Source organism: Monashia sp. NPDC004114 (assembly GCF_053603855.1).
In genome coordinates this window covers 259,707-273,462 of sequence record NZ_JBSGGK010000004.1, presented here as the reverse complement: position 1 = coordinate 273,462, position 13,756 = coordinate 259,707, and the positions used below count along the sequence as shown (strand labels likewise).

11 protein-coding genes are annotated in these 13,756 nt (G+C 70.4%); 6 read left to right on the top strand and 5 right to left on the bottom strand.

Translation table 11 applies throughout. From position 1 onward, the window contains the following. Positions 1-20: 20 nt before the first annotated feature. Both ACWEOW_RS08060 and ACWEOW_RS08055 read left to right on the top strand, forming a co-directional pair. The gene (locus ACWEOW_RS08060) at positions 21-812 is read left to right on the top strand and encodes an electron transfer flavoprotein subunit beta/FixA family protein (protein WP_452268658.1); all 792 of its coding nucleotides are present in this window, start codon (positions 21-23) and stop codon (positions 810-812) included. A gap of 52 nt (positions 813-864) precedes the next feature. Further along, positions 865-1,821: an electron transfer flavoprotein subunit alpha/FixB family protein gene (locus ACWEOW_RS08055; RefSeq protein WP_452268657.1), complete on the top strand. Its 957-nt coding sequence runs from the start codon at positions 865-867 to the stop codon at positions 1,819-1,821. Positions 1,822-1,975: 154 nt separating this feature from the next. On the opposite strand, the gene ACWEOW_RS08050 is transcribed toward ACWEOW_RS08055, so the two are convergent. Then, on the bottom strand, positions 1,976-2,461 hold the full coding sequence (locus tag ACWEOW_RS08050; protein ID WP_452268656.1) for a hypothetical protein: 486 nt from the start codon (positions 2,459-2,461) through the stop codon (positions 1,976-1,978). 174 nt (positions 2,462-2,635) lie between these two features. Between ACWEOW_RS08050 and ACWEOW_RS08045 the strand changes: the two genes are divergently transcribed. The 3 genes from ACWEOW_RS08045 (at position 2,636) to mnmA (ending at position 8,357) form a co-directional block, all read left to right on the top strand. Beyond that, positions 2,636-5,872, top strand: coding sequence for a S8 family serine peptidase (locus ACWEOW_RS08045; RefSeq protein ID WP_452268655.1), 3,237 nt, complete (start codon positions 2,636-2,638; stop codon positions 5,870-5,872). A gap of 161 nt (positions 5,873-6,033) precedes the next feature. Continuing rightward, entirely contained in the window at positions 6,034-7,224 is a 1,191-nt protein-coding gene (locus tag ACWEOW_RS08040) for a cysteine desulfurase family protein (protein WP_452268654.1), read from the top strand. Continuing rightward, positions 7,221-8,357 carry a tRNA 2-thiouridine(34) synthase MnmA gene (mnmA, locus tag ACWEOW_RS08035; protein ID WP_452268653.1) on the top strand — a complete coding sequence of 379 codons (1,137 nt, stop codon included), beginning with the start codon at positions 7,221-7,223 and terminating at the stop codon, positions 8,355-8,357. Before ACWEOW_RS08040 ends, mnmA begins: the two co-directional genes overlap by 4 nt. Here the strand turns inward: mnmA and ACWEOW_RS08030 are convergent. Next, complete coding sequence (locus ACWEOW_RS08030) at positions 8,332-9,243, bottom strand: GNAT family N-acetyltransferase (RefSeq protein WP_452268652.1); 912 nt, start codon at positions 9,241-9,243, stop codon at positions 8,332-8,334. The two genes, mnmA and ACWEOW_RS08030, sit on opposite strands and share 26 nt — an antisense overlap. A gap of 38 nt (positions 9,244-9,281) precedes the next feature. Between ACWEOW_RS08030 and ACWEOW_RS08025 the strand changes: the two genes are divergently transcribed. Beyond that, positions 9,282-10,262: a methionine synthase gene (locus ACWEOW_RS08025; RefSeq protein ID WP_452268651.1), complete on the top strand. Its 981-nt coding sequence runs from the start codon at positions 9,282-9,284 to the stop codon at positions 10,260-10,262. Positions 10,263-10,283: 21 nt separating this feature from the next. Here ACWEOW_RS08025 and ACWEOW_RS08020 read toward each other — a convergent pair whose 3' ends face one another. The 3 genes from ACWEOW_RS08020 to ACWEOW_RS08010 all read right to left on the bottom strand — a co-directional run bounded on the left by ACWEOW_RS08020 (position 10,284) and on the right by ACWEOW_RS08010 (position 13,626). Then, positions 10,284-11,516, bottom strand: a complete 1,233-nt coding sequence (locus ACWEOW_RS08020; protein ID WP_452268650.1) for an Ig-like domain-containing protein — start codon at positions 11,514-11,516, stop codon at positions 10,284-10,286. Between the two features lie 158 nt (positions 11,517-11,674). Beyond that, complete coding sequence (locus ACWEOW_RS08015; RefSeq protein WP_452268649.1) at positions 11,675-12,529, bottom strand: carbohydrate ABC transporter permease; 855 nt, start codon at positions 12,527-12,529, stop codon at positions 11,675-11,677. After that, entirely contained in the window at positions 12,526-13,626 is a 1,101-nt protein-coding gene (locus ACWEOW_RS08010) for a carbohydrate ABC transporter permease (protein ID WP_452268648.1), read from the bottom strand. The genes ACWEOW_RS08015 and ACWEOW_RS08010 overlap by 4 nt, the downstream gene beginning before the upstream one ends. Positions 13,627-13,756: the final 130 nt, after the last annotated feature.

The window sequence follows — 13,756 nt, the reverse complement described above, 5'->3', positions numbered from 1 at the left end:
ACGGAAGAGGACGTTCATCCATGAACATCGTCGTCTGTGTCAAGTACGTGCCCGACGCCCAGGCCGAGCGCACGTTCAACGCATCTGACAACACGACCGACCGCGAGAACGTCGACGGCCTGCTGTCCGAGCTCGACGAGTATGCCGTCGAGGAGGCCCTGAAGATCGTCGAGGCGGGCGAGGGTGAGGTCACCGTCCTCACCGTGGGTCCCGACCAGGCGGCCGACGCGATCAAGAAGGCGCTGCAGATGGGTGCCGACAAGGGCGTCCACGTCAACGACGCGGCGATCCATGGCTCGGACGCCATCGCGACCTCGCTCGTGCTCGCCGAGGCGATCAAGAAGGTCGCCGGCGACGCACCCGTCGACCTCGTCGTCACCGGCATGGCGAGCACCGACGGCACGATGGGCGTCGTGCCCACCATGCTGGCCGAGCGCCTCGGCCTGCCCGCGGTGACGTTCGCTTCCGAGCTCACCGTCGAGGGCGGGACCGTCACGATCCGTCGTGACGGTGACGTCTCGACCCAGACGATCCAGGCCACGCTGCCGGCCCTGGTGTCGGTCACCGACCAGATCAACGAGCCGCGCTACCCGTCGTTCAAGGGGATCATGGCCGCGAAGAAGAAGCCGGTGGAGTCCTGGACGCTCGCCGACCTCGGCATCGACGCCGCGCAGGTTGGTCTCGATGCCGCCTGGACGAAGGTGCAGTCCTTCGCCGCCCGGCCGCCGCGCACGCAGGGCCAGATCGTCACCGACGAGGGTGACGGCGGCACGAAGCTCGCGGCCTTCCTCGCCGAGCGCAAGTTCGTCTGACACCCCAGATCCAGTCGTCTGATTCGCCAGCCAGCAAAGGAGATTCACGAACATGGCTGAAGTTCTCGTCCTCGTGGACCATGTCGACGGCAAGGTCCGCAAGACGACGTCCGAGCTGCTCACCATCGCGCGGCGTATCGGCGAGCCGTCGGCGGTCCTCGTCGGTGCCGGGTTCGACGCCGCCAAGGACACTCTGGCGCGGTTCGGCGCCGAGAAGGTCTACCGCGTCGAGACCCCCGAGGTGCTCGAGCACCTCGTCGTCCCGCAGGCCGAGCTGCTCGCCCAGCTCGTCGGAGCGACGTCCCCGGCCGCCGTGCTGCTGTCGGCATCCCCGGAGGGCAAGGAGATCGCGGCTCGCTTGGCGGTCAAGACCGACTCCGGCCTCATCACCGATGCGGTCGACGTGCAGGCTGCCGATGGTGGCGTCGCGACGACGCAGTCGGTGTTCGCCGGCTCGTACACGGTCGAGGCGATCGTGACCAAGGGCACGCCGGTGATAGCCGTCAAGCCCAACTCGGCCACGCCCGAGGAGGCACCTGCGGCCGCCGCCGACGAGGTGGTCGACTTCACGCCGTCGGACGCCGCCAAGGCCGCTCGGATCGTCGAGTCCAAGCCCAAGCAGGCCACGGGCCGGCCGGAGCTCACCGAGGCCGCCATCGTCGTCTCGGGCGGGCGTGGCACGGGCGGCGACTTCTCCAAGGTCGAGGAGTTCGCGGACTCGCTCGGTGCCGCCGTCGGCGCCTCCCGCGCGGCCGTCGACGCGGGGTGGTACCCCCACACCTCGCAGGTCGGCCAGACCGGCAAGCAGGTCAGCCCGCAGCTGTACGTCGCGTGCGGCATCTCCGGCGCGATCCAGCACCGGGCGGGCATGCAGACGTCCAAGACGATCGTCGCGGTCAACAAGGACAACGAGGCGCCGATCTTCGAGCTCGTCGACTTCGGCGTCGTCGGCGACCTGTTCAACGTGCTGCCGCAGGCGACCGAGGCGATCAAGGCCGCCAAGGGCTGACCGGCGACCAACCTCAGAAGGCCGGTCCGCTCTTGCGGGCCGGCCTTCTGTCATGTCGCGGGTTGCGGGGCCCTTCGCGGGTTGCTGGCCGCAACGCCGGGTATGCCGCATGGTCGGTGCCGCAGTCCGCGTACCGATCAGGTCGGGTGGAGTCTCAGGCGGCCGGCTCCGCCGGCGGGGCCTCGACGTCGACCCGCGGGGAGGTGCGCTGCCAGGAGGCGAGCCGCGCCCTGTTGGAGGCGTAGCTGGCGCGGCCGGTGCCGAACGTCCACCACGGCCCGTGCAGCGCCTCCGAGGGCAGGCGCATCGGTCGCCGCTGACCCGCCAGCCACTCGATGCGCCCGGTGTCGGAGACCCGCTTGACGTCCTGCCGCTCGAGCCGCCGGGTGATGAGCGTGTTGTGCACCTTGAGCGTCTTGGTGCCGAGGTCGATCCGGGCCCGCCACGCGCGCACGGCGAGCACGAGCGCGACCCCCAGGCACACGGCATACGTCGGCGTCACCGGCAGGGTGTGCACGTAGCGCAGCAGCAGGCGCGCGACGAAGTAGCCGACGACCGGGCACGCGAGCGCGGCGATGGCGCGATGGAGAGCCGGTGCGCGCAACCGGCTCCGTCCCGTGCTCTCGTGCCTGCCGCTCATGGGCCCGATCTTAGGTCGAGCGGCCCCGCCGATGGGGCACCGGCACCGGCTCCGCGGTCGGCGCACCGACGACTATCGGCAATTCGCTCTCAGGAAGTTCCCAGGGCGAGCACACTCGACGCTGGGAGTGGGCAGGGAGGCCCGCGGGGGCTCCACAGCGCTGAAAGGAAGCCAATGACCTCGACGTTTCGAATGCGCGGCCTCGTGGCTGCCGCGGGAGCGGCAGCGATCGCCCTGGCAACCCTCGCCTCGTCGGCCGGGGCAGCGCCGGGCCCGGGAGGACCGGGTGACGACGGGTTGGGCAAGCATGACCGGGAGCTCGTCGCCCAGGCGAAGGCGAACGGTGCCAAGACCGTCACCCTGATCGTGTCGACCACCCCGACGGCCACCGCGAAGGCCGCCGCATCCATCGCCGCACTCGGTGGGCAGGTCGGATACCGCGACGACGCCCTCGGGTACCTCCGCGTCACGATCGCGACCGATCGGGCCTACGCCGTCCCGTCGGTCGGCGGAGTGGAGGCGGTGGACGTCGACGAGGTGATCCCGCTCGAGGATCCGCGGCCCGACGGCCAGGTGCCCCCGACCTCCCAGCCGGCACCCGGCCCGGCGACCCCGTTGGTCAACCCGTACATGCCCATCGGCGACACCGGCGCCGCCCAGTTCGTGCAGGCCCACCCGACCTGGGACGGCCGCGGCACGACGATCGGCATCATCGACTCGGGCGTGGACCTCGGCAACCCGGCCCTCCAGACGACCACCACCGGCGAGCGCAAGATCGTCGACTGGGTGACGATGACCGCCCCGACCTTCACGAACGGGGTGAACGACGACAACGACCCGACCTGGATCGCCATGAACACCCAGGTGTCTGGCGCCAGCTTCTCCATCGGCAACGTCACGTACACGGCACCCGGCACGGCGGCATACCGCTTCGGCGTCTTCAACGAGCGCGACCCGCGGCTCGGCGGCGAGCTCGGGAACGACGTGAACCGGGACGGCAACCCGGCGGGCTCCTCGGGCGTTTTCGCGGTCCTCTGGGATGCCAAGGCCGGCACCGTCTGGGTCGACAGCAACCAGAACTCGTCCTTCGCCGACGAGCCCGCGATGCGCGACTACAGGCAGGCGCGCGACATCGGAACGTTCGGCACAGACAATCCCGCGACGCCGGTCGTCGAACAGCTGCCGTTCGTCGTCCAGACCGACGGCAAGAACAAGGCCGTGAACATCGGCATCGTCTCGGCCGCCCACGGGTCTCACGTCGCAGGCATCACGGCAGCGAACGGCATGTTCGGTGGCGCGATGACGGGTGCGGCCCCGGGAGCCAAGATCGTCTCCGTCCGGGTGTGCCTCTTCATCGCAGGATGCACGTCCCATGCACTCCTGGAAGGGATGATCTACGCCGCCAAGACGGCCAACGTCGACGTGATCAACATGTCGATCGGCGGACTGCCCGCCCTCAACGACGGCAACAACGCGCGAGCCGCGCTCTACGACAAGCTCATCACGCAGAGCGACGTCCAGATGTTCTTCTCGGCGGGCAACGACGGGCCCGGTGTCAACACCATCGGTGACCCCGCCGTCGCATCCAAGGTCATGAGCGTCGGGTCGTACATCACGCGCGAGACGTGGCAGAGCAACTACGGCTCCGACTCCAGCCAGGCCGAGGGCCTGCACCCGTTCTCGTCGCGCGGCCCGCGTGAGGACGGCGGTTTCAAGCCGCAGGTCATCGCGCCGGGCTCGGCCGTCTCGACGATCCCGACCTGGCAGGGCCAGGCCGGGCAGTGCCTGCCCTACGTGTGCGCCGTCGGCTACGCGATGTTCAACGGCACCTCGATGGCCTCGCCGCAGGCCGCCGGCGCTGCCGCTCTGCTCGTGTCTGCGGCCAAGCAGACCGGCGTCCAGCACCAGCCCGAGCAGCTGCGCAAGGCGATGAACTCGAGCGCCAGGTTCATCGCGGGGTATGGCGCGTACGAGCAGGGCAACGGCCTGGTCAACGTCTCGAGCGCGTGGGATGTGCTCAAGACGAACGCCAAGACCGTCGACATCAGCTCGTCGGTGCCGGTGAACACCGTCCTCAGCGGGTTCCTCGCGACCCCCGGGATCGGGCAGGGCATCTTCGACCGCGAAGGCGTCAAGGCGGGCGACTCGTTCACCCGCAGCTACACGTTCACGCGCACGAGTGGCGGTGGCGGCACCAAGACGTATGCCGTCACCTGGGTCGGCAACGACGGGACCTTCTCCTCGGCCGGCTCGGTGGCACTCCCGCTCAACGCCACGGTGACCTTCCCGGTCTCGGTGAACCCGGCGACGCCGGGGGCGCACTCGGCGATCCTCAACCTCGATGACCCCACGATCGCCGGTGTCGAGGCCCAGACCCTCAACACCGTCATCGCGGCCCGGCAGTTCACAGCAGCGGACGGATACACCGTGACGACGGCGGGCACCGCCTACCGCAACCAGACGGTGAGCACCTTCGTCAACGTTCCTGCCGGGGTGCCGGCCCTCAAGGTCGACCTCGCTGGTGGCGGCGCCACCGCCGGCGCGGGCCAGATCCGCTTCCTGCGGGTCCACCCGTACGGCGTGAGCATCGACAGCAACCAGACGCCGAACGCCTACAACCCGCCGGTGCCCGGCTGCTCGCAGAACTGCGGCGTGGGGCCGGCGACCAGCCGGACTGTGGCCAACCCACAGGCCGGTGTGTGGGAGGTGACGGTCGAGGTCCGGCGCACCTCGGACGCCGACGCCGTGCCGTACACGCTGACGACGTCCATCCTCGGCGCCTTGGTCTCGCCGAACCCTGACGTCATCGCGTCCGCGACGGTCGGGGTCCCCGTGGCCAGGTCGTACACGGCCACGAACCTCTTCGGCCCGTTCACCGGGAGGCTCGTCGGAAGCACTCTGGGCAGCGCGTTCCGCAACGTCGAGACGATCGCCAACCATGAGCAGAAGACCTACGGCGTGACGGTGGCCCCGGGAAGCTCGTCGCTGCGGGCGACGATCGGCGGAACCTCCGATCCGGCCGCAGACCTCGACCTGTTCGTGTTCAACTGCACCTCCGGGACCTGCGTCCTCGCCGGCCAGAGCGCCGACGGTGACAGCGAGGAGTCCGTGACGATCGCCAACCCGGCCGCCGGCGCGTGGGTGGTCCTGGTGGACGGCTTCGCCGTGCCGGCGGGCACCACGACGTACAACTACGTCGACGTGTTCTCCAACCCGGCCTTCGGCGCGGTGAGCGTTACGGACGCGAACGCCCTACGACCCTCGGCGACGGCCTGGACGGTTCCCGGCCAGGTCACCGCCAACGCCGTGCCGGCAGAGGGGCGGACGCTCATCGGCCAGGTCCTGGTGGCTACCAGCACAGGCTCGGTCGTGGGGTCCGGAGACGTCGTGGTCCAGTCGGTCAGCCCGTGAGGTGACCGACCGCGGGCCGTGAGGCCCGGGTAGGTCGGACGGAGGCGCCGGGGCTCTCCCGGCGCCTCCGTCCATGAAGCGCCACGGCAGAGCCTCCCTGCGTGCGGCGCCTCGGTCCCGCGGAGTCCAGGGTCGTGCGCGCAGCGCCCTAGAATCAGTGGGTGACTGCCTACCTCGACCACGCGGCGACCACGCCGATGCTTCCGGCGGCGCTCGCGGCCATGACGAAGCAGCTGGCGATCGTGGGCAACCCGTCGTCGCTGCACCGCACGGGGCGAGCGGCCCGGCGTGCCGTCGAGGAGTCGCGCGAGAGCATCGCCAAGTGCCTCGGCGCGCGCCCGTCCGAGATCATCTTCACCTCCGGTGGCACGGAGTCCGACAACCTTGCGGTCAAGGGCACCTTCTGGGCTCGACGCGACCGCGACCCGGCGCGCGTGCGCCTGCTCGTCGGCGCGACGGAGCACCACGCCGTACTCGACTGCGTCGACTTCCTCGTCGCGCACGAAGGCGCCAAGGTGACGTGGCTGGAGTGCACCCCGGAGGGCCTGGTCGAGCCGGAGACGGTTCGCCGCGCCATCGAGCAGGAGCCCGAGTCGGTCGCCCTGGTGTCGGTCATGTGGGCCAACAACGAGGTGGGCACGGTCCAGGACATCCGCGCCATCGCCGAGGTGGCTCACGAGTTCGACGTGCCGTTCCACACGGATGCGGTGCAGGCGGTCGGCCACCTCCCGGTCGACTTCACGCAGAGCGGGGCCGACCTGATGTCGGTCACTGCGCACAAGCTCGGCGGCCCGATCGGGGTGGGCGCACTGGTAGCCCGGCGCGCAGCGCGTCTGGTCCCGCTCACGCACGGCGGGGGTCAGGAGCGCCAGGTCCGCTCGGGCACTCTCGACGCCCCGGCCATCGTCGGCTTCGCCACGGCCCTGACCGCCGCCTTCGAGTCGATGGCCTCCGAGGCGAGCCGCCTCGTTTCGTTGCGCGACGACCTCATCGAGCGCGCCATGGCCGTGTCGCCCGACATTCGACCCACCGGGTTCTGGCAGCGCGGCGATGCTGCGCGGCGCCTGCCGGGCAATGCCCACCTGCTCGTCCCGGGCTGTGACGGCGACTCGTTGCTCTACCTGCTCGACGCTGCGGGCGTGTCCTGCTCGACCGGGTCTGCCTGCCAGGCCGGCGTGCCGCAGCCGAGCCATGTCCTGCTCGCGATGGGCATCGCGGAGAGCGAGGCCCGCGGTGCGCTTCGCGTCACGCTCGGCCACACGTCGACGTCCGAGGACGTCGACGCCTTCATCGACGCGCTGCCTGCCGCCATCGAGCGGGCTCGCCGGGCGCGCGAGGTGACCGCGTCGTGAGGGTCGTCGCCGCCATGAGTGGCGGCGTCGACTCTGCCGTGGCCGCCGCCCGCATGGTCGACGCCGGTCACGAGGTCGTGGGCGTGCACCTCGCGCTGAGCCAGAGCGCGGCGACCTTGCGCGAGTCGGCCCGAGGCTGCTGCACCATCGAGGACGCCGGAGACGCCCGCCGGGTGGCCGACGTGCTCGGCATCCCGTTCTACGTCTGGGACATGGCTGCCCGCTTCAAGCGTGATGTGGTCGAGGACTTCACACGGGAGTATGCCGCCGGGCGCACCCCCAACCCGTGCTTGCGGTGCAACGAGAAGATCAAGTTCGCCGCGCTGCTCGACAAGGCCGTCGCGCTCGGTTTCGACGCCGTCGCGACGGGTCACTACGCCCAGGTGCGTCAGGTGCCCGACGGTGCCGGGGGAGTGCGCCGGGAGCTGCACCGGGCGGTCGACGCGGCCAAGGACCAGAGCTACGTGCTCGGCGTCCTCGACGAGGAGCAGCTGGCGCGGTCGTTCTTCCCGCTCGGTGACACGACCAAGCCGCAGATCCGTGAGGAGGCCGCGGAGCGCGGCTTCTACGTCGCCAGGAAGCCGGACAGCCACGACATCTGCTTCATCGCCGACGGTGACACCCGGGGCTGGCTCACGCGCGAGCTCGGCGAGGCGCCCGGCGAGATCGTCGACACGGACGGCCAGGTGGTGGGGCGTCACGACGGTGCCTTCGCCTACACCGTCGGGCAGCGCAAGGGCCTGGGCCTGCACCGACCTGCTCCGGACGGGCAGCCGCGCTACGTCGTCGAGGTGCGGCCGAGCTCGAACCAGGTGGTCGTCGGGACGGCTGACCTGCTCGGCGTCGACGCTCTGACCGGCGACCACGCCCGCTGGTGCGGGCCGGCACCGAAGGGAGTCGTGCGGGTCGGCGCTCAGGTCCGCGCCCATGGTGAGGAGTTCCCCGCGACGGCGTGGGCCGATGGTGACGGCGCCGATGCGAAGGTCGAGGTGCGCCTGGACTCCCGCATCCGGGGCGTCGCCCCGGGCCAGTCCGTCGTGCTCTACGACGGCACGCGGGTGGTCGGGTCCGCGACGATCGCCGCGAGCAGGCTGGAGCGCGGCGCCGTCAGGACAGGGAGCGCGTCCACGTGACGGTTCGCGCTCGGGGACGGAACCCGAGCGACTGGTAGAGGCGCCTCGGGCCGGGGTAGGCGTCGTCGCCGCGCGGGGTCACCTGGGCGATGGTGGCACCCAGCTCTCGGGCCCGATGCAGCGCTGCGAGCGTGACGGAAGCGGCCAGGCCGCGGCCGCGATGCTCGGGCACGCAGCCGACCGGCTCGACGAGGCACACCGAGGTCGCCGGGTCGAGCCAGACCAGCGCGGAGGCCACCATGGCACCGCTTTCGTCGACCGCGACCCAGTCGAGGTCGTGCCGGTAGGGCCAGGCCGTCATGAGCCGGGCGTATGCCGCCGGGCTGACCCGCGACGGTCCGAAGTCGCCCCACGACTCGGCGTGCACGACGGCCCGTTCGGCAGCCTCGGACGCGTCCACGGTCCGGAACCGGTAGCCGGCTCCGGCCGGGAGCGTGGTCACGTCCGTCAGGTCGGCCAGGTCGGCCAGGTCGAGCAGATGGTGGTCGAAGTGGGGGCCGTCGGGCTCCGGGCTGAATCCGGCCGCCGCCAGCGCCGGCTCCGCCACGTCGTCCACCATGACGTGGACCGACTGGGTGTCCGCGTCACTGAGCTCCTCGAACCAGTCCACGACCGCCTCTGCCACACCGGGGAAGGCCGGGTCGACCTGCAGCTCGAGCCAGTCCGGCGCCTCGGCCCAGCCGAACCCGACGACGACGCCGTCGCGGCGCCACAGGCTGATCGCCTCACCCTCGGCGGGCCGGTCCGGGTCGACGGGCTGGGAGTACCGGCTCCAGGCGAGCTGGCCGGGGTGGAACCTCGCCCGCGGGGTCCAGAGCCGCGAGCACATCTCCTGCATCGACCGCAGGTCGCCCGGGCTCGAGAAGTCGGCACGCTCCAGCGGCATCGCGCCAGCGTAGCCGGAGCTGCACCTAGGCTGGGCCGGTGACTCTCGCGACCGGCATCGGCTCCTGGCCCGGCACCTCAGTCCGCGACGCCCTGGGCCAGGTGCGCGAGCTGCTCGACGGGCACCTGCCCTACCTGCCCGAGCTGCCCGCGCGTGGCCCCGGAGCCGACATGGTCGGTCGCTCGGCGGGTCTGCTCGTCGAGCTCCCGGTCGACCTCCAGCCCGTCGGCTGGCGCTTCGTCGACCGGCCCGGACGGGACGCCGCCCGGACCGCGGCCCTGCTGCGTGAGGACCTGGACGAGCTGGCGGAGGCGTTCGACGGACACACCGGGCCGCTCAAGCTCCAGGTGGTCGGCCCGTGGACGCTCGCTGCCAACGTCTGGCTCCAGCGAGGCGAGCGGGTCATCGTCGACGAGGGAGCCAGCCGCGACCTCGTCGAGTCCCTGGCCGAGGGCATCCGCGTCCACGTCGCCGCCGTGAGCCGTCTCGTCCCAGGCGCCGAGATCCTGCTCCAGGTCGACGAGCCGTCGCTGCCCACGGTCCTCGACGGTCGGCTCCCGACGGCCTCGGGCTTCGGGCGCCTGCCCAGTCTCGACCCGCAGGTCGCCGCGTCCGGGCTGCGCACCGTGCTCGACGCGCACGACGGCGCGACCATCGTGCACTGCTGCGCGGCCGAGCCTCCGCTGCCTCTGCTGCGATCGATCGGTGCCGCAGGGCTGTCCATCGACACCTCCCTGCTGCGCCCGCGCGGCTGGGAAGGGGTCGCCGTCGCGGTCGAGGACGGCATACGGCTGTACGCCGGCGCCGTGCCCACGGACGGCTCGCTCACCCGGGCGCAGGCCCTGGCCGACCGCGTCGTCGAGGCGTGGCGGCGCATCGGTATGCCGCTCGCCTCCCTGGCGGACGTCGTGGTGACGCCGGCCTGTGGCCTGGCCACCGCGCGGCCGGACGTTGCCCGCGCGGTGCAGCGTGCCGCGGTCGAGACCGCGACCGAGCTCGACGAGCGAAGTGTCGACTGAGCGGACCCTCGGACTGTCAGGTCAGAGCGCCGAGCCTGACGTCCACGTGGACCAGCTGAGGTTCCAGTCGCCGTAGCCGTTGCCCAGCTCCATCGACCTGGTGGTTCCGGTCGTCACGACGACGTCACCGATCATGGTGTGGTCGTACATCCACTTGCCGTTGGCGTCGCTCATACCGGTGCAGCCGTGGCTGACGTTGCGGTGCCCCTGGTCGGCAACGGACCACGGTGCCGAATGGAGGAACTCACCCGAGTTGGTCACGCGCATGGCGTACTTGACCGGCGTGTCCGGGTAGTAGCCGGGGTCGCCCACCTTGAGGCCGATCGTCTCGGCGCGCATGGTGATGTTGGTGACCTTGTCCACGATGACCTTGACGCCCGAGCGCGTGATGAAGCCCGGACGCCCGCCGGTGACCGGGATGCGCTTGGTGAACTTGCCGTTGATGTAGACGTCCATCTGGTCGGTCTTCAGGTTGACCTTGGCCACCAGCGCGCGCCCGATCGTGAAGTCGGAGGTGCGGGTCATCTGGCCGTAGCGGCCACCCCCTGCGGGCACGCCGTTGAGGTCGGCCTCGACGTGCACCTTGGTGCCGGCCTTCCAGTACGCCTTCGGGCGCCAGTGGGCCTCTCGCGACGACAGCCAGTACCACGAGCCCTGCTGGGCGGGCTGGGTGGTCACGAGCATGTGCTTCTCGAAGGTCGCCTTGTCCACGACCGGCAGGTCGAAGCGGGCCACGACCGGCATACCGATGCCGACGGTGCCACCGTCGCGCGGCGAGAGGGTGACGTACACCTGGTCGTCGAGCGTCAGGTCCTCGGTGCGGAAGGTCTGGGTGGTCTCGGTGGACTTGCCGTCCGCGTCCGTCGCCTCCAGGGCGAGGGTGTACTTGACGCCGGGCTCGAGCAGGTCGCCGGCGGTCCACGTGCCGTTGTCGAGGGTGCCGCCGACCTTGATCGTGTTGCCCTTCTTGCTCTTGTAGGAGAGCGAGGCCTTGGTCAGCGTGCCCTTCTCGGCCGTGGCCGTGACTCGGGTGTCGACCGTCACGTCGGAGGCGTGGTTCGCCGGCGTCGTCTTGTAGACGACCGGCGACGTCGTCGGGGTCGCGCTCGGCGAGTCGCTCCCGCCCGGGTCGGCGGCCGAGCTTACGCCCGGGCGGCCGTTGTCGGCGGTGGCCGCCGCGTTGCACGCGGTCAGGCCCAGCATGGCCAGGACGGCCACGCCCGAGACTGCGGCGGAACGGATGCTCAACTTCACTCGTAACCCTTCGCGGACGCGCGGCCGGGTCGCCCCTGTGGCGTGTGGGGTGCGGCACGTCGATAGACACCTGGCACAAGTGTCACCGATGTCGGGCCAATACTCCAAAACGGCAGGCGCATGCGAGCGCTGGCGTGTCGTGCCGGATGCAGCATGTGTCAGCCCTTGACGCTGCCTTCGTTCGCGCCCCGCACGAAGTAGCGCTGGAGGGTGAAGAAGAGGATCGCGACGGGGATCGTCGTGAGCAGTGCCATGCCGAGCTTGAGCGGGAACTGGCTGCCGGCCCCGAGCTGCCCGCTTGCGAGGCTCGCGAGGCCAGTGACGAGCGTCTGGTGCTCGGGAGTGCCCCGGGTGACCACCAGGAAGTGGCTGAACTCGTTCCACGACCCCTGGAACGACAGGATCGTCAGGGTGATCAGCGCGGGCTTGGCCATCGGCAGCACGACCGACCAGAAGGTTCGGAAGATGCTCGCCCCGTCCATGCGCGCCGCCTCCTCGATCGAGACGGGCACCGAGTCGAAGAACTGTTTCATGATGAAGATCCCGGCCGCGTCGATGATGAGCGGCAGGATCATGCCGGCATAGGTGTCGTAGATGCCGAGGTAGTTGACCATGAGGAACTTCGGGATCAGCAGCGCGACTCCGGGCACGCTCATGATCGCCAGCAGGCCTGCGAACAGCGCCGTGCGCCCACGGAAACGCAGCCGGGAGAGGGCGTAGCCCGCGAGCGAGTCGAAGAAGACCCGGCACGCCGTGACGACGAGCGTGACGAGGACGGAGTTCCTCACCCAGGTGGTCACCGGGACGGCGGAGTCGTCGCTGAGGCCGAGCATCCGCTTCCACGTCGAGAGGTCGAAGGGGTTGGGCACGAGCGAGAGCGGGTTGGCCGTTGCGTCGGGGTCGGTCTTGAACGACGTGGCGATCTGGATGAGGAACGGGTAGATGAACAGCAGCGCGAACAGGGCCAGCACTGCGTAGAGCGCGATGGTCTTGCCTGGGCTGGAGCGGTTCACTTGCGGCCTCCGAGTCGGAACCGTGGGCGGCGTTCGTCCTTGTCGGTCAGCACGTGGCGCTGGATCCGCGTCATGACCACGATGATGAGGAAGACGACGAACGCCATGGCGGCGCCGGACCCGTACTTGAAGTTGCCGAAGCTCTGCTGGTACGAGAGGTATGCCGGGCTGAGGGTCGTTCCGGACGGGGCGCCCTTGCCCATGACGTAGATCTGGTCGAAGACCTGCCAGGTGCCGATGAGCCCGAGGGTGATGACGAGGAAGAGCGCCGGCTTGATCATCGGGAGGGTGACGTAGCGCAGCTTCTGCCAGCCGGACGCACCGTCCAGCGCGGCGGCCTCGTCGACGTCCTCGGGCAGGCCCTGCAGGGCGGCGATGAACATGAGCATGAACGTGCCCGCCGTCGTCCAGACGACGAGGATGATGATGACGCACATCGCCACGGACGGCCCCGAGAGCCAGTCCCAGACGCTCCGGCCGAGGACGTCGGCCTGCGCCCAGGACGGGTTGTCGATGCCGACCGCGTTGAGTCCCAGGTGCAACAGGCCCCGGTCGTCGCTGAACCACTGCGGGCCGTCGATGCCGAAGAACCCGAGGAAGGCGTTGACCACTCCGGTGCTCGAGAAGAGGAAGAGGAACACCGTCGCGATCGCGATCGAGCTGGTCACGGACGGGAAGTAGAAGGCGGTGCGGAAGAAGCCGCGGCCCCTGAGCACCTTCGCGTTGACGAGCAACGCGAGCGTCAGGGCCAGGGCGGTCTGCAGCGGCACCACGAGCAGGACGTAGTAGAACGTGTTGCCGAGGGACTGCATGAAGTTGCTGCGGGTGAGCCCGTCACGGGTGAACAGGTCGCTGTAGTTCTGCACGCCCACGAACGGCGACCCGGTGATCGGGTCGGTGTTGCCCTGCCAGCTGGTGAGGCTGACCCAGAACGCCATGACGACCGGGAGTGCCAGGAACAGCCCCAGGATGACGATCATGGGAGACACGAACAGCCAGCCGGCCGCACCCTCGCGTCCGCGGATGCCTCCTCGCGTTCTCCTGCCAGACCGTTCGCGGCCCCGTATGCCGCTGGCCCGCCTTCGCGTGATGGGCATCGCGCGCTCCTTCCGCAGCTGGGTGGCGACGCCGGGCGTCGCGAAGGGTGGGCGGGTGGCGCCGAGCGAGCCGGGGCTCGCAGGGGGTGGGGCGCCACCCGCCCCGGGGGAGGGTTGGTCGTGTGGCCGC

What these genes read in the sequence shown, in the direction of transcription:
- ACWEOW_RS08060 (WP_452268658.1), top strand. Translation starts at nt 21, where the DNA reads ATGAACATCGTCGTCTGTGTCAAGTACGTGCCCGACGCCCAGGCCGAG.
- ACWEOW_RS08055 (WP_452268657.1), top strand. Translation starts at nt 865, where the DNA reads ATGGCTGAAGTTCTCGTCCTCGTGGACCATGTCGACGGCAAGGTCCGC.
- ACWEOW_RS08050 (WP_452268656.1), bottom strand. Translation starts at nt 2,461, where the DNA reads ATGAGCGGCAGGCACGAGAGCACGGGACGGAGCCGGTTGCGCGCACCG.
- ACWEOW_RS08045 (WP_452268655.1), top strand. Translation starts at nt 2,636, where the DNA reads ATGACCTCGACGTTTCGAATGCGCGGCCTCGTGGCTGCCGCGGGAGCG.
- ACWEOW_RS08030 (WP_452268652.1), bottom strand. Translation starts at nt 9,243, where the DNA reads ATGCCGCTGGAGCGTGCCGACTTCTCGAGCCCGGGCGACCTGCGGTCG.
- ACWEOW_RS08010 (WP_452268648.1), bottom strand. Translation starts at nt 13,626, where the DNA reads ATGCCCATCACGCGAAGGCGGGCCAGCGGCATACGGGGCCGCGAACGG.